Source organism: Corynebacterium marambiense (assembly GCF_016342275.1).
Classification (GTDB): Bacteria; Actinomycetota; Actinomycetes; order Mycobacteriales; family Mycobacteriaceae; genus Corynebacterium; species Corynebacterium marambiense.
In genome coordinates this window covers 145521-171148 of record NZ_JAEIOT010000005.1, presented here as the reverse complement: position 1 = coordinate 171148, position 25628 = coordinate 145521, and the positions used below count along the sequence as shown (strand labels likewise).

22 protein-coding genes, 1 tRNA gene, 1 pseudogene and 1 riboswitch are annotated in these 25628 nt (G+C 64.7%); of the genes and pseudogenes, 9 read left to right on the top strand and 15 right to left on the bottom strand.

The features are described 5' to 3' along the window. The first annotated feature begins 37 nt into the window (after positions 1-37). From JDV76_RS03445 to pth, 5 genes are all read left to right on the top strand, one after another. Positions 38-109, top strand: a tRNA-Gln gene (locus JDV76_RS03445). A 160-nt stretch (positions 110-269) separates the two neighbouring features. Next, the gene (glmU, locus tag JDV76_RS03440; protein WP_198735489.1) at positions 270-1769 is read left to right on the top strand and encodes a bifunctional UDP-N-acetylglucosamine diphosphorylase/glucosamine-1-phosphate N-acetyltransferase GlmU; all 1500 of its coding nucleotides are present in this window, start codon (positions 270-272) and stop codon (positions 1767-1769) included. Positions 1770-1771: 2 nt separating this feature from the next. After that, positions 1772-2749, top strand: coding sequence for a ribose-phosphate diphosphokinase (locus JDV76_RS03435; RefSeq protein WP_198735488.1), 978 nt, complete (start codon positions 1772-1774; stop codon positions 2747-2749). Positions 2750-3011: 262 nt separating this feature from the next. Then, entirely contained in the window at positions 3012-3662 is a 651-nt protein-coding gene (locus tag JDV76_RS03430; protein WP_198735487.1) for a 50S ribosomal protein L25/general stress protein Ctc, read from the top strand. Positions 3663-3806: 144 nt separating this feature from the next. Next, positions 3807-4442, top strand: coding sequence for an aminoacyl-tRNA hydrolase (pth, locus tag JDV76_RS03425; RefSeq protein WP_198735486.1), 636 nt, complete (start codon positions 3807-3809; stop codon positions 4440-4442). 99 nt (positions 4443-4541) lie between these two features. Here the strand turns inward: pth and JDV76_RS03420 are convergent, their stop codons facing one another. From JDV76_RS03420 to JDV76_RS03410, 3 genes are all read right to left on the bottom strand, one after another. Continuing rightward, positions 4542-4718, bottom strand: coding sequence for a hypothetical protein (locus JDV76_RS03420; RefSeq protein ID WP_198735485.1), 177 nt, complete (start codon positions 4716-4718; stop codon positions 4542-4544). Between the two features lie 131 nt (positions 4719-4849). Next, positions 4850-6301: a glyceraldehyde-3-phosphate dehydrogenase gene (locus tag JDV76_RS03415; RefSeq protein ID WP_198735484.1), complete on the bottom strand. Its 1452-nt coding sequence runs from the start codon at positions 6299-6301 to the stop codon at positions 4850-4852. 145 nt (positions 6302-6446) lie between these two features. After that, positions 6447-7424: a nitronate monooxygenase gene (locus tag JDV76_RS03410; RefSeq protein ID WP_198735483.1), complete on the bottom strand. Its 978-nt coding sequence runs from the start codon at positions 7422-7424 to the stop codon at positions 6447-6449. A 97-nt stretch (positions 7425-7521) separates the two neighbouring features. On the opposite strand from JDV76_RS03410, the gene JDV76_RS03405 reads away from it, so the two are divergent. After that, the gene (locus tag JDV76_RS03405) at positions 7522-9174 is read left to right on the top strand and encodes a peptide chain release factor 3 (RefSeq protein ID WP_198735482.1); all 1653 of its coding nucleotides are present in this window, start codon (positions 7522-7524) and stop codon (positions 9172-9174) included. A gap of 29 nt (positions 9175-9203) precedes the next feature. On the opposite strand, the gene JDV76_RS03400 is transcribed toward JDV76_RS03405, so the two are convergent. The 3 genes and pseudogenes from JDV76_RS03400 to JDV76_RS03390 all read right to left on the bottom strand — a co-directional run bounded on the left by JDV76_RS03400 (position 9204) and on the right by JDV76_RS03390 (position 11723). After that, positions 9204-9485, bottom strand: coding sequence for a FeoC-like transcriptional regulator (locus JDV76_RS03400; RefSeq protein WP_198735481.1), 282 nt, complete (start codon positions 9483-9485; stop codon positions 9204-9206). Beyond that, positions 9482-11495 (bottom strand): annotated as a pseudogene (feoB, locus tag JDV76_RS03395) (ferrous iron transporter B). The gene JDV76_RS03400 and the pseudogene feoB overlap by 4 nt, the downstream one beginning before the upstream one ends. Positions 11496-11573: 78 nt before the next feature. Then, a complete protein-coding gene (locus JDV76_RS03390) occupies positions 11574-11723 on the bottom strand; it encodes a FeoA family protein (protein ID WP_198735796.1) in 150 nt (49 codons plus the stop codon). A 632-nt stretch (positions 11724-12355) separates the two neighbouring features. Here JDV76_RS03390 and JDV76_RS03385 point away from each other — a divergent pair. Beyond that, complete coding sequence (locus JDV76_RS03385; RefSeq protein ID WP_198735480.1) at positions 12356-13030, top strand: TetR/AcrR family transcriptional regulator; 675 nt, start codon at positions 12356-12358, stop codon at positions 13028-13030. On the opposite strand, the gene JDV76_RS03380 is transcribed toward JDV76_RS03385, so the two are convergent. Next, entirely contained in the window at positions 12970-13338 is a 369-nt protein-coding gene (locus JDV76_RS03380) for a GntR family transcriptional regulator (RefSeq protein ID WP_198735479.1), read from the bottom strand. The two genes, JDV76_RS03385 and JDV76_RS03380, sit on opposite strands and share 61 nt — an antisense overlap. A gap of 129 nt (positions 13339-13467) precedes the next feature. Here JDV76_RS03380 and JDV76_RS03375 point away from each other — a divergent pair, with 129 nt between their 5' ends. Both JDV76_RS03375 and JDV76_RS03370 read left to right on the top strand, forming a co-directional pair. Further along, a complete protein-coding gene (locus JDV76_RS03375) occupies positions 13468-14733 on the top strand; it encodes a DUF6882 domain-containing protein (RefSeq protein WP_198735478.1) in 1266 nt (421 codons plus the stop codon). A 14-nt stretch (positions 14734-14747) separates the two neighbouring features. Then, a riboswitch (FMN riboswitch) is annotated at positions 14748-14900 on the top strand. 123 nt (positions 14901-15023) lie between these two features. After that, complete coding sequence (locus JDV76_RS03370; RefSeq protein WP_198735477.1) at positions 15024-15761, top strand: nicotinamide mononucleotide transporter family protein; 738 nt, start codon at positions 15024-15026, stop codon at positions 15759-15761. A 1557-nt stretch (positions 15762-17318) separates the two neighbouring features. Here the strand turns inward: JDV76_RS03370 and JDV76_RS03365 are convergent. The 8 genes from JDV76_RS03365 to JDV76_RS03330 form a co-directional block, all read right to left on the bottom strand. Further along, positions 17319-18380 (bottom strand): enoyl-CoA hydratase/isomerase family protein, encoded by a 1062-nt coding sequence (locus tag JDV76_RS03365; protein ID WP_198735476.1) that lies wholly within the window; start codon positions 18378-18380, stop codon positions 17319-17321. 97 nt (positions 18381-18477) lie between these two features. Beyond that, positions 18478-19368, bottom strand: coding sequence for a polyphosphate kinase 2 (gene ppk2 / locus JDV76_RS03360; protein ID WP_198735475.1), 891 nt, complete (start codon positions 19366-19368; stop codon positions 18478-18480). Between the two features lie 79 nt (positions 19369-19447). Next, positions 19448-19771 carry a putative quinol monooxygenase gene (locus JDV76_RS03355; protein ID WP_198735474.1) on the bottom strand — a complete coding sequence of 108 codons (324 nt, stop codon included), beginning with the start codon at positions 19769-19771 and terminating at the stop codon, positions 19448-19450. An 81-nt stretch (positions 19772-19852) separates the two neighbouring features. Further along, on the bottom strand, positions 19853-20380 hold the full coding sequence (locus JDV76_RS03350; protein ID WP_198735473.1) for a hypothetical protein: 528 nt from the start codon (positions 20378-20380) through the stop codon (positions 19853-19855). Positions 20381-20554: 174 nt separating this feature from the next. After that, positions 20555-22390, bottom strand: a complete 1836-nt coding sequence (locus tag JDV76_RS03345) for an ABC-F family ATP-binding cassette domain-containing protein (protein WP_198735472.1) — start codon at positions 22388-22390, stop codon at positions 20555-20557. A gap of 13 nt (positions 22391-22403) precedes the next feature. Next, positions 22404-23330, bottom strand: coding sequence for a 4-(cytidine 5'-diphospho)-2-C-methyl-D-erythritol kinase (locus JDV76_RS03340; protein ID WP_198735471.1), 927 nt, complete (start codon positions 23328-23330; stop codon positions 22404-22406). Then, on the bottom strand, positions 23327-24238 hold the full coding sequence (gene rsmA, locus JDV76_RS03335; protein ID WP_198735470.1) for a 16S rRNA (adenine(1518)-N(6)/adenine(1519)-N(6))-dimethyltransferase RsmA: 912 nt from the start codon (positions 24236-24238) through the stop codon (positions 23327-23329). The genes JDV76_RS03340 and rsmA overlap by 4 nt, the downstream gene beginning before the upstream one ends. A gap of 67 nt (positions 24239-24305) precedes the next feature. Beyond that, positions 24306-25451 (bottom strand): resuscitation-promoting factor, encoded by a 1146-nt coding sequence (locus JDV76_RS03330; RefSeq protein ID WP_232958815.1) that lies wholly within the window; start codon positions 25449-25451, stop codon positions 24306-24308. Positions 25452-25628 lie beyond the last annotated feature (177 nt).

Here is a 25628-nt window from a genome sequence, read left to right as displayed (position 1 = left end):
GGTAGAGTCTCAAGCGCCGTGAACGTCTAGGCGGCGTTTCCCCGTGGTGTAATTGGCAACACTCTGGTTTTTGGTACCAGCTTTCCAGGTTCGAGTCCTGGCGGGGAAGCTCTTTACGGGTCTCTCCGGGCATTGCTCTGCTACCGGCAGCCTCCTACGATGATCGGTCCGGCGCCGGGTGCGGGCGGGGTAACCGACACCGGGATGACGGTTGCGGGTCCGGTAGCGTGGAACACAGAGATGTTGAATCCACCCATGATCGGAGACCAATGACCGAGACCCCCAATGATGGTGTAGCTGTCATCATCCTCGCTGCCGGAGCCGGTACCAGGATGAAATCGGCGACGCCGAAAATGCTGCACCGCGTCGCCGGACGCACCATGCTCGCCCATGCCCTCCACGCGGCGGCAGGCCTGCGGCCGGCCGACATCATCACGGTTGTCGGCCATCAACGGGACAAAGTGATTCCGGCGGTGTCGGAGGAGGTTCCTGAACTCAAGATGGCGTACGGCACCACAGCCGTCGGGATCGCACACCAGGAGGAGCAGAACGGCACGGGGCATGCCGTCGCCTGCGGTCTTGAGGAACTCTCCCCCGACTTCACCGGCACCGTTGTGGTCACGACCTCCGATGTGCCGATGATCAACTCGGAAACCCTGCGTGCTCTCGTCGAGGAACACAGCACCAAGCCGCGGGCTGCGGTCACCGTCCTCACCGCAACCCTCGACGACCCAACGGGATACGGCCGTATCGTGCGCACACCGGACGGCGAGGTCACCCGGATCGTCGAGCAGAAGGACGCCACCGACGATGAACTTGAGATCACCGAGATCAACTCCGGTGTCTACGCCTTCGACGCGGAGCTCCTGCGCACCGCGGTCACGCAACTGGACACCGACAACGCGCAGGGCGAGTTCTACCTCACCGACGTCATCGGCATCGCCCGGGACAATGACCGGTCCGTGCGGGGACACCGCCTGGACGATGCCTCCATCATCGCCGGCGTCAACGACCGGGTGCAGCTCGCCGCGATCGGCGCCGAGTTCAACCGGCGACTGTGCGAGGCGGCGATGCGCGAGGGTGCGACCATAGTCGACCCGGCCTCGACCTTCATCGACGTCGACGTGCGGATCGGCCGGGATGTCATCATCGAACCCGGCACCCAGCTGCGCGGCCGCACCGTCATCGGCGATAACTGCATCATCGGCCCCGACACCACTCTGACCGACATGGTGGTCGGCGAGGGTGCCTCCGTCATCCGCACCCACGGTTCCGAATCGACGATCGGCCCGCGGGCCACGGTCGGTCCCTTCACGTTCATCCGGCCGGGCACGTCCCTCGGTGAGGCAGGAAAGCTCGGCGGATTCGTGGAGGCGAAGAACGCGACGATCGGTCGCGGATCGAAGGTGCCACACCTCACCTATGTGGGGGACGCGACGATCGGCGAGGAGTCGAATATCGGTGCGTCCAGCGTCTTCGTCAACTACGACGGCGTCAACAAACATCACACCACGATCGGCAGCCACGTGCGCACCGGCAGTGACACAATGTTCATCGCGCCCGTGACCGTGGGCGACGGGGCTTATTCCGGGGCAGGTACAGTGATCAAGGATGACGTCCCTCCCGGGGCATTGGCCGTCTCCGGCGGTCATCAGCGCAACATCGAGGGTTGGGTGCAGCGCAAACGACCCGGCACCCCAGCAGCGGACGCCGCCGAACGCGCAGCAGCGCAGCTCAGCGTCAACAATCAGGAAGGCGAAGCAGAATAGACATGTCTGCCCAGTGGATCGACAACCAGAAGAACCTCATGCTGTTCAGCGGACGGGGAAACCCTGCGCTCGGCGAGGCTGTGGCCAGAGAGCTCGGCGTTCAGCTGACACCCACCACCGCCCGGGACTTCGCCAACGGCGAGATCTTCGTCCGTTTCGAGGAGTCCGTCCGTGGCTGTGACGCCTTTGTGCTGCAGTCGCACACCCAGCCGCTGAACAAGTGGCTGATGGAACAGCTCATCATGATCGACGCACTGAAACGTGGCTCCGCGAAGCGCATCACCGCGATCCTGCCGTTCTACCCGTACGCCCGCCAGGACAAGAAGCACCGCGGCCGCGAGCCGATCTCCGCCCGTCTGGTCGCAGACATGCTGAAGACCGCTGGCGCCGACCGGATCGTCTCCGTGGATCTACACACCGATCAGATCCAGGGGTTCTTCGACGGCCCGGTCGACCACATGCACGCCATGCCGATCCTGACCGAGCACATCAAGAAGAACTACAGCCTGGAAAACATCTGCGTCGTCTCCCCTGACGCCGGCCGTGTGAAGGTTGCCGAGAAGTGGGCTAACACCCTGGGCGGTGCGCCGATGGCGTTCGTCCACAAGACCCGCAGCGTCGATGTTGCCAACCAGGTCACCGCGAACCGTGTCGTCGGTGATGTCGCAGGCCGCACCTGTGTGCTCCTCGATGACATGATCGACACCGGTGGAACGATCTCCGGAGCAGTCGGGGTCCTGCGTGAGGCCGGTGCAGGTGACGTCATCATCGCCACCACGCATGGTGTGTTCTCCGGCCCCGCCCGCGAGCGCCTGTCCCGCTGCGGTGCCCGTGAGGTCATCGCGACCGACACGCTGCCCCAGAACACGGACGGCTGGGACAACCTCACGGTGCTGTCCATCGCACCGCTGCTGGCGAAGACGATCCACGAGATCTTCGAGAACGGATCGGTGACCACCCTCTTCGAGGGCCAGGCCTGATCCCCACCTCCCGGCACACGCCCCCGGAGCCAGCGCGTTGTATCTGGTTCCGGGGGCGTGGTACTGTCATCAGCGTCTCGGCGAGGGCCGATCCCACGGATCGGCCGTTATCGACGCGATGTGACGCATGAAGCGCCCCCTCCGTACGCGGAGGACGGACAGCCTGCGATGACTCGACGAGAACCCGGGTTTCGCGGGCTTTTGTTGTGTCTGCGCCCCGGGACCACACATAACTGTCCAACCGACGCACAGGAGAAACACCATGGCCATCAACAAGGCTATCCCGCTCGAAGCTGCCCCCCGTACCGAGTTCGGCAAGGGCGCGGCGCGCCGTGCCCGCCGCGACGGCCTGATCCCCGTCGTGATCTACAGCAAGTCCATCGACGAGCCGCTGCACATCACCGTCGACCGCCTCAACTTCACCGCGATCATCCGCAACCACGGCGTCAACGCCGTCGTCGACGTCGACATCGAGGGCGAGAAGCAGCTCGCCATCGTCAAGCACATCGACCAGAACGTCCTGACCTTCGACATCGACCACGTCGATCTCCTCGCCATCTCCCGCGGCGAGAAGATTGAGGTCGAGGTCCCGGTCGTTCACACCGGCGAGCCCGCTCCGGGCGCCATGGTCATCCAGGACGCCGACTTCCTCGCTGTCGAGGCTCCCGTGCTCTCCATTCCGGAAGAGTTCGAGATCGACATCGAGGGTCTGGAGATTGGTACCCAGATCACCGCCGCTGACGTCAAACTGGACGAGGGCATCACCCTGGTCTCTGACCCTGAGACGCTGATCATCAACATCGTCGAGCCTGAGGAAGAGGATCTTCCGGAGCCCGGTGAAGAGGGTGAAGATGACGCTGAAGGCGAGTCAGTCGAAGCCACTGAAGAGGGCCCGACCAACGACAGCGAGTAGTCGCCTGTCACGGGCGGACTGAACGACCCGCCCGACTGAACACCCGTCCCGGGGCATCGGGCCACGCACGTGGCCGGATGCCCGCCGGGGCGGGTTTTCTGCTGTGCACGGGGAGTCCGTGAAACCGGGAAGGGGTGTGCGACAATGTTCGGCGTGAGTTCTACTGACACCGCCCCCCGGAACACCCCTGAATCGTCCACCGGCCCGCTGCTCGTCGTCGGGCTGGGGAATCCCGGGCCGAAGTACGCGGCCACCCGGCACAACGTCGGCTTCATGGTAGTCGACGAGCTCGCGGAACGAGCCACCCCGATGCCCGCCACCTTCAGCGTGCACAAACGGTCGAACGCCGAGATCGCGCAGATCCGGATCGGCGGCCGCACCGTGATCCTGGCGAAGCCGCGCAGTTTCATGAATCTCTCGGGCGGCCCGGTCAAGGCGCTCGCCTCGTATTTCGGCGTGGAACCGGCGGACATCGTGATCGTCCACGATGAGCTGGACCTGGAGCCCGGTGTCGTCCGCCTCAAGTTCGGCGGTGGGGAGAACGGCCACAACGGACTGAAGTCAACCAGCACGTCCCTAGGCACTAGGGAATACATCCGGGTCCGCATGGGTATCGGACGGCCACCGGGGCGGATGGATCCCGCGGACTACGTGCTCCGCCCCATCCCGCAGTCGGCGTGCGCCGACCTCGCGATCCAGTGCGCGGATGCCGCGGACGGTGTGGAGCTGATCGCCCGGTCCGGGCTGGCCATCGCACAGAACACGATCCACTCGAGGTGACGAAGTCGGGGGTCCCAGGCGCCGCCCACCACCCTAGGACCTGCCTCTCTCAGGAGGCCGGTGACACCCGATCGGACCCCGGATGATGACACACCGGGGTCAGCGGATGCGTGCCTTGGTCCAGGCCTTCGCCAACGCGGCATCGTTGAGTTCGAACGCGTGGGCCTTCTCCAGGCGCTTCAGCACGACCGGACACAGCTTGCAGCGCTGTCGCGACCGACAGCACTTCTTCTTTCCCCCTTTGGCGGCCTTCCGCCGCATCTTCGCCATATCCACATCCCGAGCCTATTACCGACTCCCTCAATTGACACCCCACGCCTCTAGATCAAGAGGTTCATCACCCCCGTAATGGGCGAAAACCCACCCAGGATCGACAATCCGGGGTGGGTAGTGCGCGGTAAAGAGCGTCAGAGTTCGTCGATCTCTCGCCTACGCGGCAGGACGATCGGGCGGGCGTGCGCAATCTCCTCGACGATCCGGACAACCTGACTGGAATATCCGAACTCGTTGTCGTACCAGACGTAGAGCACGAGGTGATTGCCCTGCGCGATGGTAGCCAGCCCATCGACGATGCCGGCCTGCGTGGTGCCGACGAAATCCGTGGACACAACCTCCGGGGACTTGATGTACCCAATCTGCTGGCGCAGCACGGACTTCAGCGACACGTCCCGCAGATAGGTATTCACGTCGTCGACGGTGGTCTCCTTGTCCAGGGTCAGGTTCAGCACCGCCATGGACACGTCTGGGGTAGGCACCCGAATCGCGTTGCCGGTGAGCTTGCCACCGAGTTCGGGAAGTGCCTTGGCGACGGCCTTCGCGGCACCGGTCTCAGTGAGCACCATGTTGAGCGTCGCGGCCCGGCCCCGACGCTCACCGGTATGGAAGTTATCGATGAGGTTCTGGTCGTTAGTGAACGAGTGCACCGTCTCCACGTGTCCGAAACGCACGCCGAAACGGTCGTTGACGGCCTTCAGTACCGGGGTGATCGCGTTGGTGGTGCAGCTCGCGGCGGAGAGAATCCGGTCGGAGTCCTCGATGTCGGAATGGTTGATCCCGTAGACGATGTTCTTCAGGTCTCCCTTGCCTGGCGCGGTGAGCAGGACGCGGGACACACCCTTCGACTTCAGGTGCTGCTCCAGGCCCGCGCGATCGCGCCAGCGGCCGGTGTTGTCGACGACGACGGCGTCGTCGATGCCGTACTCCGTGTAGTCGACGCTGGCTGGATCCGAGGAGTAGATCACCTGAATGGGCGTGCCGTTCGCCCAGATTATGTTCTTTTCCCGGTCGATGCTGATGGTTCCGTCGAACTGTCCATGGACGGAATCGCGCCGCAGCAGGGATGCGCGCTTCTCCAGATCGATGTCGCCGTTCTTCCGAACGACCACCGCCCGGAGCCGGACCCCGAGCCCACGGCCCTCGCGGGCGACGAGGATACGGGCCAGGAGGCGACCGATGCGGCCGAAGCCGTAGAGCACGACGTCTGTCTCGGGGGTCTTCTCTGCGGTGCCGATGACCTCGGCGAGCTCTTTCTCGAGGAATCCCCGGAGATCGTCGGATCCCTCATCCCGGAAGCGGGTGGCAAGGCGCCCGATATCGATGGATGCGGTACCGAGGTCCATCTCGACGAGCTCCCGGACGATGGGCAGTGTCGCGGAGATTGACATCTCCTGCTCCGTGATCCGGCGAGCGAAGCGGTGCGACTTCACGATGTCGATCGCGGTGACGTTCTCCAGGAGCCGACCGTAGATCGAGGTGACCACGTTGTGTTCCCGGTGCAACCTGCCGAGCAGCGGCACCATCTCCTCCGCGAGTGCGAGCCGTTCATTGAAGTTCCGGTGGGTGGCGGTCAGGTCGGTCATGGGTGTGTGACTTCCTCTTTCAGGCGGGTCGGCGACGCTAGATCAGGGGTGTATGCACGTAAGGGGACATACCAACACCAAGGTATCCAATTTCCCGCTCGATGTGTCCGTTTTGATCACCCCCGGGTGCACTTCCCCTGAAGCGTCAGAAACCGGCCAGCCGACGCAGGACGCCGGCTGCGGGGCTACCTTCCACGTGGGCGACCCCAGTCCCGGCCCAGGCCGCGAACAGCTCCGGTTCCCCACCCCTCCCGGCGGCAGCCCGGATCGGCCGCATGACGGCGTTGACCCCCGGGTAGACCGCCGGGGCAGCGGCGCCGGGGCCCTCGGTGAACGGGGTGGCCACTCCCCTTGCGGGACGCCCAGAGTACGCCCGGGTGACGACGGTGCGGGGAGCGCCGGCAAGTGCGGCACGGTGCACCGGCGCGGTGCCGGCCTCGTCCGAGAGCAGCAGCACCGTGCCGCACGCGACCGCGACGACCCCGGGCAGTGCGAGTGCCTCCGCGACCGAGATGGGGTCCGACAGCCCTCCGGCGGCGACGAGCGGCACCGCGCCGTCGACGCCCCGGTGCACCGCGACCACGAGCTCCGGGAGCGGCTCCGTACCGGGCTCCTCAGCGACGGTGCGGGTGGCACGGTGTCCACCGGCACCGGGTCCCTGGACGATCAACGTGTCGATTCCCCTGTCCACCGCATCCCGCGCGGTGAACAGGCCGAAGGTGCACGACACCACGGCGGGCCTCCGCCGCTGATCCGCACCGCACACCGCATCGAACTTCGCGGCGAAACGGTCCGCCGGGTCCGCGGCGGCCAGCCACCCGGGGACCTGCCCCGGGTCGAGCCCCAGTCGACGCATCCGGGGCTCCAGTCCCCGGGCGTAGTCCGCCACGGCGGCGAGATCGGCTGCGTCGGGAGCGGCCTGCGGATAGAAGAGGTTGACCCCGAACCGAGCGGCACGGGTCTCCTCCATCTGCGCCACCAGCTCCTCCGCCTCCAGGTATCCGCCGGCGAGGAATCCGAGCGATCCGGCCGCGTCCGCTGCGTCGACGAGCGCGGGCGTGGACGGACCACCGGCCATGGGGGCTGCAATGACCGGGCAGGCGAGGTCGTGGACGATGCTCATGGCGCCCAGGCTAACGGGAGGCCGCTGATGGCGTACCCTGACGGGAGTCACGATCTCCACCCCCGTCCGGCCGTTTGTCTGAAAGTTGCACCAAAACATGAGCGAGAGCACCACCCACAACGATCCGGCGTCCGAGGCCACCCGCCGCCGCACCTTCGCGGTGATCGCCCATCCGGACGCCGGTAAATCCACCCTGACCGAGGCGCTCGCGCTGCACGCGCACGTCATCAGTGAGGCGGGCGCGGTGCACGGCAAGGCCGGTCGCAAGGCGACCGTCTCCGACTGGATGGAGATGGAGAAGGACCGCGGCATCTCCATCGCGTCCTCGGCGCTGCAGTTCGAGTACGCCCCCGCCGGGCACGAGGGTGAGCCGTACATGATCAACCTCGTCGACACCCCCGGCCACTCGGACTTCTCGGAGGACACCTACCGGGTGCTCACCGCCGTCGACGCCGCCGTCATGCTCATCGACGGTGCCAAGGGCCTCGAGCCGCAGACGCTGAAGCTGTTCCGGGTGTGCAAGGCCCGCGGCCTGCCGATCGTCACCGTGGTCAACAAGTGGGACCGGCCGGGCAAGTCGCCCCTCGAGCTCATGGACGAGATCGTAGCGGAGATCGGGCTGCAGCCCACTCCCCTGTTCTGGCCGGTCGGTGAGGCCGGCGACTTCCGCGGGCTGGCCCGCCTGGACACCGACGGGGAGATCGAGGAGTACATCCACTTCATCCGCACCGCCGGCGGTTCCACCATCGCCCCGGAGGAGCACTTCACCCCGGATGAGGCCGCGGAGAAGGAGGACGTCGCCTGGGAGACCGCGGTGGAGGAGGTCGAGCTGATGACCGCCGACGGAGCGGTCCATGAACAGGACATGTTCCTCGACTGCACCACGTCCCCGGTCATCTTCGCCTCCGCGATGCTCAACTTCGGCGTGCACCAGATCCTCGACGCGCTCTGCGAGCTCGCGCCCGGGCCGGCGGCCCGACACACGGACCCGAAGGTCCTGGCGGCCGCGTCCTCCGCGGTCGACGAGTCCCGGGCACCGGGCGACGACTTCTCGGGGGTGGTGTTCAAGGTGCAGGCGGGCATGGACCGCAACCACCGTGACTCCCTGGCCTTCATGCGGGTGGTCTCGGGCGAGTTCTCCCGCGGCATGCAGGTCACCCACGCGCAGAGCGGGCGCAGCTTCTCGACGAAGTACGCGCTCACCGTCTTCGGTCGGACCCGCTCCACCGTCGAGGCCGCCTACCCGGGGGACATCGTCGGGCTGGTCAACGCAGGTTCCCTCGCGCCGGGCGACACCATCTACGAGGGTCGCAAGGTCCAGTTCCCGCCGATGCCGCAGTTCGCACCCGAGCACTTCCGTACCCTGCGGGCGAAGTCGCTGGGCAAGTACAAGCAGTTCCGCAAGGCGCTCGAGCAGCTCGACTCCGAGGGCGTCGTCCAGGTTCTCAAGAACGACGCCCGCGGCGATGCCGCACCCGTGATGGCCGCCGTCGGCCCGATGCAGTTCGAGGTCATGCAGGCCCGGATGCTCGCCGAGTACAACGTGGAGACCGTCACCGACGCCGTACCGTACACCGTGGCCCGGCGCACCGACGCCGCGACCGTTCCGGAACTGGCGAAGCAGCGCGGCGTCGAGGTCTTCACCCGCACGGATGGCGAACTGATCGCCCTGTTCGGCGACAAGTGGCGGCTGCAGTTCATCGAGAAGGAACACCCCGAGTTCACGCTCGAAGCGCTCGTCGCTGACTGACCCGCCGCAGGAACCGGTCGGCGGCCGACTCAGTAACCGGGGGCCGGGCCACCGCCCCGGCGCCGCAGAACCAGGGCCACCGGCCCGGTCGTTCCCCCGCCGGGGGCACATCCGCCCCCGGACCCGGCGTCCGGACACCCGGAACACCCGCCCCCGGAGCAGACCGCGCCGAGGGGCGCACGGGACAGCCTCCCCATCCGCTCCAGACGCTCGATCGCAGCATCGACCAGGTCGGCGTCCAGTCCAGTCTCACGGACGATGGCCCGCCGGTTCACCGCTCCGTGGGAGATCGCCTCGGAGACCCTCGTCAACGGCCACGCCAGTACAGCACCAGTCTGAGTGCGTTGAACACCAGGACGGCCAGTGCCCAGGCACCGGTCAGCTGGACGACCGTCCCGACCACCGTCCACCACAGCCCAATCTCGCGCCGTTGGGCCGCGAGCGTCGCCACGCACGGTGTGTACGCCAGCAGGAAGATCTGAAGGCCCCCACCGCGGCCAGGGCGTACCCGCCGGAGGCCTCGGCGAAGTCCACCCGGATCACGGCCGCGAGCGGACTCTCGGCCTGCTCCTCCGGATCGGCGTCCGTGGGGTCCTCGACCGCGTAGGTCTGCGCCCACGGTGAGATGACCGCCTCCTTCGCTACGAAGACTAAGCCGGTGATCAGGACCCCAGTGAGCGACCAGGAATCGAAGCGGCGGCTCGAACACCGGGGCCATCGTCGAGGACACGGCACCGTAGGCACTGTCCTGGGGAGGCAGGTCCTCGTATTCCCCCGATCACTGGGGTGGACTGGAGCGCCCAGACGACGATGACCGTGGCCACGATGATGCGTCCCGCGGTGTGCAGGAAGCCCTTCAGCCGCATCCACATCACGGACAGCGCCAGCCTGGGGCCGGGAAGCTGGTACACGGGGAGATCAATGACGAGGGGTTCGGAACCGAGTGTCCGCCAGACCATGGTGAGCAGCCCGAGTCCGGTGAGCACCACGAGCCCGATGGAGATCAAGTACATCACGAACACCACGGTCCCAGAATGCTCGGGGAAGAACACGCTGGCGACCATGACGTAGACCGTGAGACGGGCCGAACACGAGGTGAACGGGGCCAGCAGGCAGGCGACCAGCCGTTGGCGCGCGGAGCCGAGTACCCGGGTCGCCGATATCGGCGGCACGTTGCAGCCGAAGCCGACGATCAGCGGGATGAAGGCCTTCCCGGGCAGACCGATGGCGCGCATGAGGCGGTCGGCGACCACCGCCGCGTGGGCCATGTAGCCGGAATCCTCGAGCACCACCAGGCAGAGGAACATCAGCGCCATGAGTGGCACGAAGGTCAGCACCATGCCCACGCCTCCGATCTGTCCCCTCGGTGACCAATCCGCGCAGGGGTTCCCAGGTGAGGCCGATGGTGTTCATGATCCACAGCGCGCCGTCGGTGACGGGCTCACCGAACAGCCCGTCCAGGTAGTCCTGCATCAGTGCGGCCTCGGTCGTGGTGATCTGGAACACGAGCCACATGGCCGCGAGGAACACCAGGGGCCCCGACACGGGATGCAGGGCGACCCGGTCGATCCGGTCGGACACGCTGTTGGCGGCGGGACCGCTGGTTACGGCATCCCGGCAGACCCCATCCACCCACGCGAAGCGGGCGTCTTCCCGGGCGAAGTCCGCGTCCTCCTCATCCGTCTCTGCACCGTCCGCCGTCGCGACCGGACGGACCGGAGACACACAGCAGGAACTCCGCGCGAGTTCCCGGGCGACCGTGTTCGTCAGATCGGACAGTTCGTTGCGGCGCGGATCCACTGCGACAACCGGAACACCCGCGGCACGGGAGAGTGCGTAGACGTCGACGGAGATACCCGGGACGCGGCGACATCGAGCTTCGTCAGCGCCACGACGATACGGTAGGGCTCCTCCGCGATCTGGGCGACCAGGTAGAGGCAGAAGGCGAGGTTGGCGGCGTCGACGACGAGAACCGCGTCGGGCCGCTCATCCACGGGATCATCGATGAGCTTCGCACGGGTGAACTCCTCGTCGGGGCTCATCGGATCGAGTGAGTAGGCACCGGGGAAGTCGATGACGTCGACGGTGCGGTCCTTCGCGGTCCCGGCGCGCCAGCGTCCACGGCAGCCCTCCACCGTGGTCCCCGGCCAGTTCCCCATCACAGCCCGGGCCCCTGTCAAAGCGTTGAACAGCGTGGATTTCCCGGCGTTCGGGGCTCCGACCAGAGCCACGACGGGGATTCCGGGTGGCGCCGGAGCGAGCCCTCCGCCACCGTGGCAGGAGGCGCCGTGGCTCTGTGGTCGGCTGGTATGGATGTTCATGGTGTCCGTTCGATTCAGTCATGAGGAGAGCACTGGTGGCCTGCGGTGTGCTGCACCGACCATGGGGAGGGGAGATGTTCAGCTGATGTAGATGTCGGTGGCGGTCCGCTTGTCGAGGGCGTAGCGGGACTGCCCGATCCGGACGACTCGGGCTCCTCCTGAACAGGTCTGTACGACCTCAATCCGCGATCCATCGCGGAAACCGAGCTCAGCACGCCGCCTACGCAGCCGCGGTCCGGACCATCACTCCACCCGAGCCGGCCTTGAGGGTGTGGAGCGTAACCGGGTCCGGTTTCACCGTGTTACCTGACCCGGATTGTTCGACCGTGGACATGGTCAGTCCTCTCGATATGGGGCCGATCGGCCCCCGGTGAACGTGTGTACGGGCCGGTGCGGAGGTTGGCAAACCGCCGGAGGAATACCAGGCCCAGAGGAACGTGGATGCGCTCCCGATTTTATTTGAGCTACCCCCGCCACCCATCAAGATAATCATCTAATTGAGCCTTACGTATTTTGACTCCAATAGAGCTTTTGGGCCCCACCACTGCATAGGGCCCTCATTTAGATATGCTTCCCATGTCTGAAGAGTTCCTACCCTGAAAAGTCGAGCACGTCTCGACGAATATGAACAACCTCACGTCACTGCAGGCCGCATGACTCGCAGGCGACTGCGGAATTGATACCGGGACCGTACCGAACGATCCGCACCACCGGCAACGCTCCACCGGAGGATCCTTCCGGGCACCTGTTGAAGCGTTCGTCGCCCACCCCCGAAGTGAGGTGTCTAACACGCTTCACACGACAACCGGTGTCGTCACCGCCCGACGGATTGCCGATGACCGGCGCGTTAAACTTGATGCATGACCGGAATACGCGAGACGAAGAAGGCGACCACCCGCACCACCCTGGCCCGCTGCACCGCCGAACTCGCCTACGAGCACGGGGTCGAGGGCATGACCGTCGCCGCCATTACGGCGGCCGCAGGCGTCTCACAGCGTACGTTCCACAACTACTTCGACTCCCGCGAAAAGGCACTGCTCACATTCATCGAATCCAGCATGGAGAAGCTCGGCGAGAAGCTCGCCGAGCTCGCCGAAGGGAGCGACCCGATCTCCGCCGTGGAACAGCTGATCATCGGCGAGACGATTTCAGGGGCCGCCGGTGTGGACTCCTTCCTCGCCCTCGACCGGTTGACACGCGCTCTCCTGTCCACGAACCCCGCCGATGCCGGTGAGCATCAGCTCGCGACCCTCCGTGACGCTGTCGACCGGATCCTCACCGAACGACTCGGACTGACCGGATTCGAGGACATCGTCGCCGTTCACGCGACCCTCCACTCCGGATTCACCGCGCTGATCTATCACGAGTTCGAGCTCCGGCACGGTCGCGACGTCGATGACCCGATCACCCTCCTCAGGAGGGCCTTCGCTGTGGTCCGGGGCGGCGTGAATCAGATATACACCCCGCACGGTGGTCAGGTGCGGTTGAGCTCCGCCTCCACTAGATCGAGCACAGTGGATCCGGCAATCCCCTGACAACGCGCCCGCGCGACGAGCACACGGAGCTCCACGACCAGGCGCTCCACAGCCCCTGCTACGGGTTTCCCAGGGGCCTGGACCACGCTGCCGAAGCGGTGACTCGTTTCGATGATCCCATCCGACTGGAGCAGGTCATAGGCCTTCTTCACGGTCGCCGGGTTGATCCCCAGGGAAGCGGCCACTGACCTCACTGAATCCAGGTGCTCCCCCGGGACGATCTCGCTGCGGGCGATGGCGCACACGATTGCGTCATGGAGCTGCATGAAGATCGGAACGTCGGACAGGGGATCAAGACGGATGTCCATCTGCTGCGAAGTCCTCCACTGCTGCGATTACAACTGCACCGCTCAGGCTAATACAGGGTCGACTACCGATGAGCGTCGGGTGCCCGCGGTTAGAGTGGAGACACAAACCACCGAAGGAGCACACCACCCATGGAACATCCCGCACCACGGACACTCGCGGAGATCGTCGCTGACGGCGCGATCGCCTGCGCTGACGCCGACGCGGCCTTCGTGTCCTCCCTCAGGGATACCAAGGGAATCGATTTCAACCGCGCCGGCGACCGGATGGAGGTCCACGCGGCACGACACGGAGCTCCGGATCTCGCCACCACGGGAACCATCGTCGCGGAGATCCGTGACGGGATCTGGACCTGGTGCAGCGACATCGTCGCCGATGCGGCTACACGGTTCGAGATTCCCGAGCTGTCCGGCCCCCAGGCCCCCAGCGATGAGCTCCTCGCCGCAGCCCGCACCCTTCACGGATGCACCCCGGGGCTGCTGGCCCCGATGTCGGACGGGACAACGGCAGTCGTGTGCCTCGACCCACCGCAACCCTTCGGAGACACCCGTACCGCGCTGATCACCGCAGCCGGGACGCCGGGGGCGACCGACGATATCGACCGCGCGCTGTCCGGCTTCGCAGCGATCAGGGGCCTGGGTGTCCGGGTCGACGGGTCTGTGTGGCACTTCTCCGACGGAGCCTCCGCCCGGGTGGAAAACGGGCGTCTGCGGGACATTGCGGGTGGACTCGACATCGACCAGGTCCGATCGGATGCTCTGCTCAACTCCATTGAATCGCAGATGTACCTGGATGCAGTCTTCCCCGGCGCCGCCGTCACCGTCGACCTCGAGGCGGGGCGAATCACCCTGCGGACACCGGACGGTGTCGTGGCACCAGTCCAGGGAACCGTTCTGGCTACGGTCACGGGTGACACCTGGTGCTGGGGCTGGGCCGATCGGAACATCTCCGCGACACCCGGTACGACCGACTGCCACCAGGTCCGGGAATTCGGCCGCCGCGAGGGTATCCCGGTATTGGTCGCCCCGACGCTTCCTCTGCCGCTCGCCCGGGAGCTTGATCTCGTCTCCGCGGCAAAACCGGTTCTCGACAAGTGGTTCCACTCCACCGTGCAGTTCACCGCCGATACCTGGGCCATCGTGGTCTTTACCAACCGTGACCTTGTTCTTCCGCCCCCCACCACGGCGGCGGTGACCGCGGTTATCAACACGATCCGCGGCGCCGATCTGGGAGGGATCGATGCAAGCCGGGCAGTCGCCGCATACGCGAGGTTCCGGAACCTCGGGATTCGCGCCACACCTGATTCCCGGGATTCCGTATCACTGCAGACACAGGACGGCACGGTGACCGTCCGCTTTTCCGCAGATGGTGGGGTTCTGAACGCGACGACCGGGTGACCGGCTAGGCTTGTCGGTGTTCTCAGGGCGGGGTGGAAGTCCCCACCGGCGGTGACACCTTCACGGTGTAGCCCGCGAGCGCCATCACACGGTCACCGTGCGGTGGGTCAGCAGATCCGGTGTGATTCCGGAGCCGACGGTCATAGTCCGGATGAGAGAGAACCTGCACGTCCGGTACCCCCGGATGTCGGCGACCCGTTCTCACGGTGATCCCGGCGTACACCGTGCCGGTGCGGTTTTTCAGCCCCGAGGATCCATGTCCACACCCCGCTTTCACATCAGGGAGAACCATGAATCCTTTCACCGATCTACTTGACGCGACGGTCTCCATCGGCGGCGTCCCCATCCTCTGGCGGGAGATCATCGGTAACGCCTTCGGCCTCGCCAGTGCCTACGGCGGAATGAAACGCGTCGTCTGGGCCTGGCCCATCGGTATCGTCGGCAACCTGCTTCTGTTCACCGTATTCCTCGGCGGGGTATTCAACACCCCTCAGGCCCTGGATCTCTACGGTCAGGCCGGCCGCCAGGTCATGTTCCTTATCGTCTCCATCTACGGCTGGTACCAATGGTCCCGGGCACGGAAGCGGGGTCTGCGGGAATCTGCGGAGACCGATCCCTCCCGATCCATCGTCACCGAGCCCCACGAGGACACCGCTGCAGTCCAGCCCCGTTGGGCCACGAGACGCGAACGCCTCGGGTTGCTAGTCGCCGGCATCGTCGGCACCATCGGTTTCGCGATGATCTTCTCGGCGCTAGGGTCCTGGGGTCCGTGGGCCGACGCCTGGATTTTCACCGGTTCCGTACTCGCGACCTACGGGATGGCCCGTGGTTGGACCGAGTTCTGGCTCATCTGGATAGGCGTCGACATCGTCGGCGTCCCCCTGCTACTCATCGCCGGCTACTACCCCTCCGCTGTGCTGTACCTGGTGTACGGGGCATTCGTCATTTGGGGGTTCACCGTCTGGATGAAGGTCCACAAGACAGTCAATGTCCCCGCTGAACAGCAAAAGCGGCCAGCGACGGTCTGACCACCACCCGACCAACGATTAGGCCCTGAGGACCGAGTAAAGAGGGGAAAAGAAGAATCAAGCAAAGTAGCCTATTTTTCCATTCTGGAAGTGGGGTCCGTTTAACAATTTATTCGAAAAAAGGGCGGCGACAAGCAACAACCCCCGTTGAGGTAGCTGCCCTATCTACTGCCATGTCCGTTGGAGTGAGTATTTCCGCATAAGCTACGGCAACAAACGAGCATAGGGCGAATGTTCAGACCGTCGAACAGGAAGGTGGGAATATCGTGGCAACCCCAGCGAGGATAATCGTTTCACACCTAGTGGCGCAAACATCAATCGATGTATCAACGTTGTATTTTCCATCGGAACTGTCGTGGATGTACTTTCTACCTAGCTGAAATATAGTTCGGGTAGCAGTGCAACTCTCACCTCTAACCAGATTTCAGACCGCGCTATCGCGGTTACCGTTCCATCGTGTACACGCCATTTTGGGCACTGGGGGCACGTTGGTAAAAATGCTGTGGCCGGTGGTGGTGGTGAGTTGCGGAGTACGCAGCTGACACCTGGTTTACTGGAGTTGACTGTCTCGCTGGTGCCGGACCGACCGCAGTCACCGGTGGTATTGTTACCGGGGTGGACTCCCACATCTGGTGCTGGTAGTTGATGCGCTCCCTCGAGGTTCACCTATATAAGTAGGAGAGACTGAAGTGATATGAAGAGCTTGATTACCCTCGTACTAGCTGTGCTGGTGGTAGCTGGTGTGGCGTGGAGTGTGTTGCCTTTATTGGGCGTCGATGATCCGCGGCCGGCAACAGTGGTGGCTGCGGCAATGACTGCTCTTTTTGTCCGGCATTCACAAAAGCGTTAGTGATACAGCTGGAATTTACACGGGTCTGATGCAGGGGAACCGCATATTACCTACGAGTCCGCCATTTAATAACGGAATTTAGGAAACCCACGTTTGCGAGAGATTCCTAGCCCGCTCCACTGCTCATTAGCCCTCCACACAGACAGTCCTCATTTTTGATTTTCGCGCGACTTCCACACTGGAAGGATTATAACCAGACCCTCTCCACGAGGCTATATCGGCTAAAGCACGACCCTTATCCTCATCTGTGCTGAATTACTTCAGCACATTGGCTGCTTCTCGTTTCTTCAGTTGTGCTTCTGCGTAGTCGTCGTTGGGATGTGTTTTCCAGCGTTGTGGGGTTTCCTGTCCACCCGTGCGCCCCCATGGTGGCTCGTTGTTTTGCGATCACCGCTTGTGGCACCTCCCGGAGCAGTAGATGTGCCTGGGCTGGCCTTGGATTGAGTGATGTGTCCACGCACACGACGGTCCGTTGTCTGGCGGTCACGCAGCTGAGGCATCTCACTTTCTCGCCCCTCCACGCGGTGACACTGGATGACGGTCTCAGCGTGCTCATCGGTGTCGATGATGGCCGCGTCGGTCATGCGCTCGCCTGCGGCGCAGAGTTGGTGGCCGGTTTTCCGGGCATGGTGGAAAACCACTTCGTAGCACGCTGCACGTTCTTGACAAACTCGCAGCATGCATACATCGTCGCTGAGTTCCGCGTCCTAGCGGTGATTCAGGATCGTCCGGTAGAAGTCGACGTCGACGTCCCCGGTGTCGGACGGATCGAAGGTCGGGTTCCGGTCCTTGTCCACGAGCACAGCGCGCACGCCTTCGGAGAAATCGTGTTCCCGCCGGAGTACCGCCCCCAGTGCGTACTCGTTGTCGAGGGCGTGCGCGATGTCCCGCGCCCCGCGGTTCGCCGCGTAGAGTTCGGCTGCCGCGACGACGGAGGTGGGGCTGGATTTCGCCATCAGCTCCCGGACCCGAGCCACGAAATCGGAGTTGCCGTGAGAGTTCAGTGCGCGGTCGATGTCCGCCCAGGAATCGTGCCCGAAGGTGGCCCGGATGTCGGGGAGGAGTCCCTCGAGTTCCCCGGCGTCCACGAAGTCAATGGGGCGCGCGTACTGCTCAAGCGCATCATCAAGGGACTCGGCGATGACGGTGTCGATGAACCGGTCAACGTCCACGGAGGCGATGAGGTCCGTGGCGAGACCGGACCAGAGCATGTCCGCGGGTGTCAGGCGCCATCCGGTGATGCCGAGGAACGTGGCGAGCTCAGGGAGAGCCTCGCCGGTCTCCCCGACCATGCGCTGCATCATCCAGGTGGTGCCGACATCGGGAATGAATCCGATGGCCATCTCCGGCATCGCGGCGAACGCCTTCTCGGTGATGACCCGGTGGGAACCGTGGACTGACACGCCGAGCCCACCTCCCATCGCGACGCCGTCGATGACCGCGACTACTGTTTTCGGAAACTCCTCGAGCTGCCGGTTCATCTCGTACTCAGCGCGGAAGAATCGGTCACCGGAGTCGAAGTCCCCGGCCAACCCCTCCTCACGGCAGGAGCGGACGTCTCCACCCGCACAGAAACCGCGCTCGGACGAGGAACAGATGACGACGCGGTGCACGGAATCATCGTCCCGCCATTTCTCCAGAGCTTCCGAGATGATGTCCACCATCTCGTGATTGAGGGAATTCAAGGCCTTGGGCCGATTCAGCTCGAGCACACCGGTGGTGTGTCGGACGAACGCGTTGACGAGATTCTGGGTGGGACGTTGTTTCATGTACGAAGTCTGTCATATCCCGCCACGACTGCGCCACGGTTTCCGCACGGAAAATCCCCGGGGATGGACCCCAGGGATTTTCCGTCTCAGGCGGATACTACTTCTTCTTCCCCGATTTCCGGTCGTTCTTCGAAGTCTTGGACGCTTCCTTCTTCTGCTTTTTCCGGACGAGTTCCAGCTCCGCGGCAACGTCCGGAACATAACGAAAATCACTGCGCGGGGGACGTTCGTAGTCGTTCGTCGACTGGGGACGCTTCGGGATCTCCGGGAGCGGGCGATCGATCTTCTCGTAGGGGATCGTCGACAGCAGGTGGCTGATGACGTTGATCCGGGACCGTTTCTTGTCCTCGCTCTCCACCGTGTACCAGGGAGCGGAAGGGATGTCGGTGTGGATGAACATCTCGTCTTTAGCCCGGGAGTAGTCTTCCCACCGAGTGATCGATTGCAGATCCATCGGCGAGAGCTTCCAGCGGCGCAGCGGGTCCTCGCGACGGGAGGTGAAGCGCTTCACCTGCTCCTCATCCGAGACACTGAACCAGTACTTCCTCAGCATGATCCCGTCCTCGACCAGCAGCCGCTCGAAGATGGGGGCCTGGTGGAGGAACCGGCGGTACTCCTGTGAGGTGCAGAATCCCATGACCCGTTCCACTCCCGCGCGGTTGTACCAAGATCGGTCGAAAATCACGATCTCACCGGCGGTGGGCAACCTCTCGACGTAGCGCTGAAAGTACCACTGTCCCTGTTCCCGGGAACTGGGTGCGGGCAGGGCTTCAATGCGGCAGGTGCGGGGATTCAGGTACTGGGTGATCCGTTTGATGGCGGAGCCCTTGCCCGCAGCGTCGCGTCCCTCCATCACGACGACCACCCGAGCCCCGGTCTCGACAACCCACTGCTGCATGTCGACGAGCTCGGCCTGTAGCCTCTTCAGCTCTGCCTCATAGTGTTTCTTGGACAGCTTCGGCGGTTTCTTGGAATCCTTTTTACCCATGCTGACCAGCCTACCCTTGACAGGTAGGCGCAGTCAGCATACTTACGGCCCTGCTCCGGAGCACACTGGAATCGGGGACTCAGTCAACGCTGAACTCGGCCATCCGGTCCCACTCGGTCTTCCCCTCAATGAGGGTGTTGATGATCTGCGGGGTCTCGACGAGAACGGTCGGGAAGAGCTCACATGCCTGCTTGAAGTGATCCGAGTTCACGTGGGGCTCGGCGGCATCGTCCTTGAAACCTTCGACGAGGATGTACTCGTTCGGTTTGTCGGTCGACCGGAACCAGTCGAAGAAGAGGCAGCCGTCCTCAGCCCGGGTCGCGGCGGTAAATGGTGCGACAGTCTCCCGGAAACTGTCGGCGTGCTCGGGCTGGACGATGAAGCGAACGTTGATGAGGATCATGGTTCCCGATTCTAACGCAGCGCCATGATGTCATCAGTGCAGCTGGATTTGCGCGCGGGAACCTGCACGAGACCCGCCAGGTCAGTCCGCAACCTGGGGGCAGAGGCTGCCGGTGGTGTGGGGTTCGTCATCGAGAAGCGTCGCCCTGACCGGTGTATCGAGCCGCGCACGGGTGTTCTCGAGAGCCTGGCAGAGATCGTCCCTGTCCCCCAGGACAGGGAGGTATACGACGAAGTACTCGGGGGTGCTGTCGTCCCCGCCGAGGGAACCGCACGCCGTTGAAGAGGTGTAGGTTGCACCCAGAGTCTTGGTCATGGCCGTTCCGACATCTTCGACCGTGGCATAGTCGCCAAGGAGCAGGATCCCGGAACCGTCGCATTCTGGAAGCGAGTAGGGCAGGCGGGTCTCCATCCCGGATTCCTCACTGCCCAGCGACCCGGGGCTCGGCATCTGCTCGGTGAGGGATGACCGGCCGTCCTTGGCGTGCAGCACGTCCGTCCCCACGAAGACCCCTAGCGCCGTGAGCGAGAGAAGGACGATGAGCGACCAGAGCCTGTACGGACAACTGGTGTAGCGGCCGCGCCCGTCCGAATTCGAGGTGGCTTCCACACCTCGAACCTCCTCCGAACCCAACCGGACACCACCTTCCGCAACACAGCCGGTCGCGAGTATTCGCGAACACCCTTCGGCTTTTAGCCTTCTCTTATGTAGGCGTCAGTTTAACGCATTGCGTAGGCAGCGCAGAGTTTCGTTACCCCTCCCCCCAATACGGGGGTAACGCCATTAGCCCTCTAGGGCCTCCCCCAGGTCCATCCACTGAGTCTCCAGCTGATCGATCTCCCCCTCCAGCTCGACTCTGCGCACATTGAGCTCAACGAGTTTCGACTGGTCAAGCTTCTCGGCCGCCTCAGCCATTTCAGCCGCGATCGAAGCCTGCCGCGCCTGGAGCTTGCCCATCTTCCGTTCTACCGCCCGCATCTCCTTCGTCAGCCTCTGCTCCTCCGCTGCGGACATTTTTCTGTCGCTTCCACCGGTGTCACCGTCCACCTCCTCGGTAACCGATTCCTTGAGGCCATTGGCGGATCCCAGGTTCAGGACCCCCGTGTTGCCTTCCGCCTCCGCACGCGCCCGACGTTGCAGATACTCATCGATCCCACCGGGAAGGTTGGTCAGGTCACCGTCACCGAACAGCGCCCACGTGCTGTCGCACACCCGCTCGATGAGGTATCTGTCGTGCGAGATCACGACGAGGGTGCCGGGCCAACCGTCGAGCAGACTCTCCAGTTCCTGGAGGGTGTCGATGTCGAGGTCGTTGGTCGGCTCGTCGAGCAGCAGCACGTTCGGCTCCGCCATGAGCACCCGGGTCAACTGCAGTCGGCGCCGTTCACCACCGGACAGATCACCGACCGGGGTGCGTTGCCGTTTCGCGGAGAAACCCAACCTCTCAGCGAGCTGTGAGGCGCTCAGCTCACCTTTACCCATTTGTACGTAGCTCGCGACCTCCTCCACAGCCTCGAGGAGCCGCTGATTCGGATCCAGGTCATCGAGTTCCTGCCGCAGCCATCCGAGGCGGACCGTCTTACCCTCGATCCTGCGTCCCTCCGCGAGTTCGTGCTCCCCGGCGATGGTGCGTAACAGGGTCGTCTTCCCGGAGCCGTTCACCCCCACGAGACCGATGCGTTCGCCGGGATTGAGCCGCCAGGTGAGCCCGCGGACGAGCTCCCGCCCGTCCGGCGTCGTGATCGTCGCGTCCTCGAGCTCGACAACCACACGCCCCTGACGTTTCCGGGAGAAGGCCATGAGTTCCACGGTGTCGCGAGGTGCGGGCACGTTGCTGATCAACGCTTCTGCGGCCTCGATGCGGTAGCGGGGCTTGGAGGTCCGCGCGGGGGCACCGCGGCGGAGCCACGCGAGTTCCTTGCGCGCGAGGTTCTGCCTCCGCTGCTCGATCGCATCGGCTTGCCGCGCCCGCTCCGCCCGGGCGAACATCCAATCGTTGTACCCCCCTTCGTAGGCGTCCACGACACCGTCGTGTACCTCCCATGTGCGAGTTGCCACGGTATCCAGGAACCAACGGTCGTGGGTGACGACGACGAGAGCGCACCTGCGTGCGACAAGGTGAGCGGCGAGCCACTGGACACCTTCGATGTCGAGATGGTTGGTCGGCTCATCGAGGATCAGCAGATCCAGATCCCGGACCATGGCCGCCGCGAGGTTGGTCCGACGCCGTTCGCCACCGGACAACTGGCCGACGGGTGTGTCCAGTCCGAGATCAACAATGCCCAGTCCACTGAGAACTTCGCGGACCCGGGCCTGGGACGCCCATTCATAGGTGTCCAACCCGAGTGGACGCAGCACGACATCGGCGACGGTGTCGGTGTCGGTCAGATTCGCCCGCTGCGTCACCACCGCCATACGGAGGTCACCGGTATGGGAGACACGACCGGCGTCAGGTGGTTCGATACCGGCGAGGATCTCAAGGAGCGTGGTCTTGCCACCACCGTTGAGTCCCACGACACCGATCCGGTCACCGGTCTGGACACCGATGCTCACCGAGTCGAGCAGTGTCTTCAGCCCGAAGGTCTTGGACACGTTCTCCAGATTGATTAGATTGGCCACAGCCGCTTACCTTTCATCGTGAAACAAGTTCGGCCCCAGGGGCGGGCCCGGTGGCGGTCGCCGTCATGATGACGTCATCGACCCGGGTTACCGCATCGGCGACCCGGCGGGCGGTGCCTGCGTCGGCACAGAGAAAACCACAGGTCGGCCCGGATCCGGAGACGATTCCGGCAAGTGCTCCGGTGTCCCGTCCGAGATCGAGGATGCCCGCCAGTCTCGGGGACAGTCGTAGCGCAGGCGCCTCGAGGTCATTGACCAGCAACGGTGCGATCTCCCCGGGGCCGGCGCCGGAGAAGAGCGCGGCACGAAGCTCGACCGTGTCGCCCGGAGCATCGACGGAACTGGAGCGTAACCCGTCGAGGGTTCGGAACACCCTTGGGGTAGAGAGTCCCCTCCGGTTGAATGCCAGCGCCCAGTGACATGTCCTCGTCGCGGGAATCTCCTCGAGCCGCTCTCCCCGTCCGGTTCCACGACGGGTCCCGCCGAGGAGGGTGAACGGGACATCGGACCCCAGTTCCGTCGCATACCCCAACAACCGCTCTTCGGAGAGCGCCGTTCCGGTGGTCCCACGGAGCACCTCGGCGGTCGCCCGCAGTGTGGCCGCGGCATCCGCGGAGCCACCCGCCATGCCGCCCGCCGTGGGAATGCCCTTCTCGATGTGGATGTCCACTGCGGGTGCACCGGCGATGCCCTCGAGGATGAGCTCCGCGGCCATCCAGGCAAGATTGCTTTGGTCGGTCGGAACCTCCGCAGCGCCGAGCCCGCCGACGGTGAGCCGGCGGACGCCGGTCGGACCGTCGACGGGGGTGACGGTGATCCGGTCGTGGAGGTCGAGCGACTGGAAGATGGTGTCCAGTTCGTGGAAGCCGTCCGCCCGCAACGGACCGACCGTGAGGGCGAGGTTGATCTTCGCGTGCCCGAGGGCGGTGACCGCGCTCACCGCCCCACACCCGCGAGCCGGACGAAGTCGGCGACGCCGAGTTTCTCCCCCCGGAGACCCGGGTCGATGTCCGCGGAACGCAGTGCCTGCTCCGCTGCCGCGCCGCAACCGAAATGTCCGGAGAGGGCAGCGCGGAGGGTCTTCCGTCGCTGCGCGAAGGCTGCGTCGACGAGGGGGAACACAGCGGCCCGAGTCTCAACCGTGACCGGCCAGGGTTCGCTCCCCGCAGGGAACCGGTCGATCCGGACCAGTCCGGAATCGACTTTGGGGGCGGGCCAAAACACGTTCACACCAATGGAACCCGCCCTCCGGACGGTGCCGTAGAACGCGGCTTTCACGCTGGGCACCCCGTAGATCTTCGATCCCGGCGCGGCGGCCAGCCGGTCGGCCACCTCCGCCTGGACCATAACCAGCACCCGGGTGATGGAGGGGAATCCAGCCAGCAGGTGCAGGAGCACTGGAACGGAGACGTTGTACGGCAGATTAGCGACGAGAGCGGTCGGGGCGGGTGCTCCGGCTGCCCGGAAATCCGTGGGTGTCACCGTCAACGCGTCCTGGAGGATGAGTGTGAGCCGATCCGCGTGGTCCGGCGCCCGGTCGGCGACGGTCCGCGGGAGTCGGCCTGCGAGCCGCGGGTCGATCTCCACGGCGGTGACCGAACGCACCGTATCTAATAGTGCGAGAGTCAGTGAGCCGAGCCCCGGGCCCACCTCGACGACGTCATCGTCGTCCGCGACAGCGGCGGCCGTCACGATCCTGCGGACGGTGTTGGGGTCGTGCACGAAATTCTGCCCGAGCTTCTTCGTCGGGGTGATGTCGAGCTCGTCGGCCAGCTGCCGGATCTCCACCGGGCCGAGCAGCGCGGCAGGCCGTGGACCTGCGGGGGACTTCTCCAGGGGCGTATCCATGATGTCGCCAAATCTACCGCAGTGCGGTGCTGGAACGGGCCATCGCCCCGGCGACCGGGGCGGGCTGTCAACGGAGGCCGAGCTTGGAGGTGCAGGCGGGCCACGCACCCCAGCCCTGACCGGCCCGGACCTTCTCCGCCACCGCGATCTGCTGCTCCCTGGTCGCCTGCCACGCCATCGGAGCGTACTGTCCGCCACCGAAGGCCAACCAGGTGGACGGGGTGAACTGGAGACCACCGGAGAATCCGTTGCCGGTGTTGATGGACCAGTTGCCGGTGGACTCGCACTGCGCGATCGCGTCCCAGATGGAGCCGTTCGCCACGGCGGGCGCGGCCGGTCGGGTACCTCGGGCGATGGTGGCGGGAACGGCCGGTGTCAATTCCGTGTCCTCGATGACGGTGCTGGCGACCTCGCGGCCGTTGACCCAACGGACGTCACGGACGATCCGGCGGGTGCCTTCGACGCCTTCCGCGGTGACAGTCTCGGTGCCCTGTTCGGCCTCCGGATCGTCGACGTAGACCGGCGGAACACTGAACGGCACAGTGTCCGTAACGGTGTCTGTACGGATCCTGTCGATGACGATGTTCATGCCCTCGGTGACGGAAGTCTCCGTCGACGGGGAAATCGTGTCGAGATCCCCCAGAGTCACACCCTCCGCGTCGAGAAGATCGCCGACCGTCACCGCCGGAACCGTGGTGGTGCGCTGCGCGCCACCGTCGAAGAGATCGACGGTCTTCGGCGTGGTGATCTCCAGGGTGAACCCGGAGACCGGGAGAGTCGTATCCGGGGATGCGCTGACCCTATCGTCGGGACCAACCGTACCCAGTTCCTCGACGAGAGCACCGACGGTGAGGGCGGTGGTCTCGACGATGCGTGATTGCCCGTCGACGGACACAGTGACGGACCGGACGGTGCGGACGGTGATCCGGGCGTCCTGACCCTCGAGCTTCGCCCCCAGCGCCGGGGTGACCACGGTCTCCGTCGAGCGAAGGTCGACGCCCGCCTCGTTGAGCACATCGTCGACGGTCGTGGACATGGTCGCGAGCTGGATCATCTCCCCATCGACGTCGAGGGCGACGTCTTTCTTGGCGATGACCGCCAGCCCACCACCGACCATGAGGGTCGCGAGCATACCGCCGGTGGCCATCCGCAGGGGAACACTGCGACTGCCGTTGATGCGGTTGATATGGGACTGCCGGTGTTGTGCTGTCATGATGCTGGTGAGGATGCCTGTCTGCCTGGACGAACTGGGAACCGGGGTGTCTGGACGACCGTCCACCTCCCCGACGCAATCACCGTCACATTACGGTAACAACGTGGAACTTGTCGACCTTTTAGTAGATCTTAAGCCACAGGAGTCACAGCAGGTGACAGCCGATTTTTTGCACAC

Coding starts and splice junctions, on each gene's coding strand:
- JDV76_RS03365 (WP_198735476.1), bottom strand. CDS start 18,380: ATGAAACAACGTCCCACCCAGAATCTCGTCAACGCGTTCGTCCGACAC.
- JDV76_RS03410 (WP_198735483.1), bottom strand. CDS start 7,424: ATGAGCATCGTCCACGACCTCGCCTGCCCGGTCATTGCAGCCCCCATG.
- JDV76_RS03415 (WP_198735484.1), bottom strand. CDS start 6,301: ATGACCGACCTGACCGCCACCCACCGGAACTTCAATGAACGGCTCGCA.
- JDV76_RS03370 (WP_198735477.1), top strand. CDS start 15,024: ATGAATCCTTTCACCGATCTACTTGACGCGACGGTCTCCATCGGCGGC.
- JDV76_RS03435 (WP_198735488.1), top strand. CDS start 1,772: ATGTCTGCCCAGTGGATCGACAACCAGAAGAACCTCATGCTGTTCAGC.
- JDV76_RS03430 (WP_198735487.1), top strand. CDS start 3,012: ATGGCCATCAACAAGGCTATCCCGCTCGAAGCTGCCCCCCGTACCGAG.
- JDV76_RS03385 (WP_198735480.1), top strand. CDS start 12,356: ATGACCGGAATACGCGAGACGAAGAAGGCGACCACCCGCACCACCCTG.
- JDV76_RS03355 (WP_198735474.1), bottom strand. CDS start 19,771: ATGATCCTCATCAACGTTCGCTTCATCGTCCAGCCCGAGCACGCCGAC.
- JDV76_RS03405 (WP_198735482.1), top strand. CDS start 7,522: ATGAGCGAGAGCACCACCCACAACGATCCGGCGTCCGAGGCCACCCGC.
- JDV76_RS03375 (WP_198735478.1), top strand. CDS start 13,468: ATGGAACATCCCGCACCACGGACACTCGCGGAGATCGTCGCTGACGGC.
- pth (WP_198735486.1), top strand. CDS start 3,807: ATGTTCGGCGTGAGTTCTACTGACACCGCCCCCCGGAACACCCCTGAA.
- rsmA (WP_198735470.1), bottom strand. CDS start 24,238: ATGGATACGCCCCTGGAGAAGTCCCCCGCAGGTCCACGGCCTGCCGCG.
- ppk2 (WP_198735475.1), bottom strand. CDS start 19,368: ATGGGTAAAAAGGATTCCAAGAAACCGCCGAAGCTGTCCAAGAAACAC.
- glmU (WP_198735489.1), top strand. CDS start 270: ATGACCGAGACCCCCAATGATGGTGTAGCTGTCATCATCCTCGCTGCC.
- JDV76_RS03330 (WP_232958815.1), bottom strand. CDS start 25,451: ATGACAGCACAACACCGGCAGTCCCATATCAACCGCATCAACGGCAGT.
- JDV76_RS03380 (WP_198735479.1), bottom strand. CDS start 13,338: ATGGACATCCGTCTTGATCCCCTGTCCGACGTTCCGATCTTCATGCAG.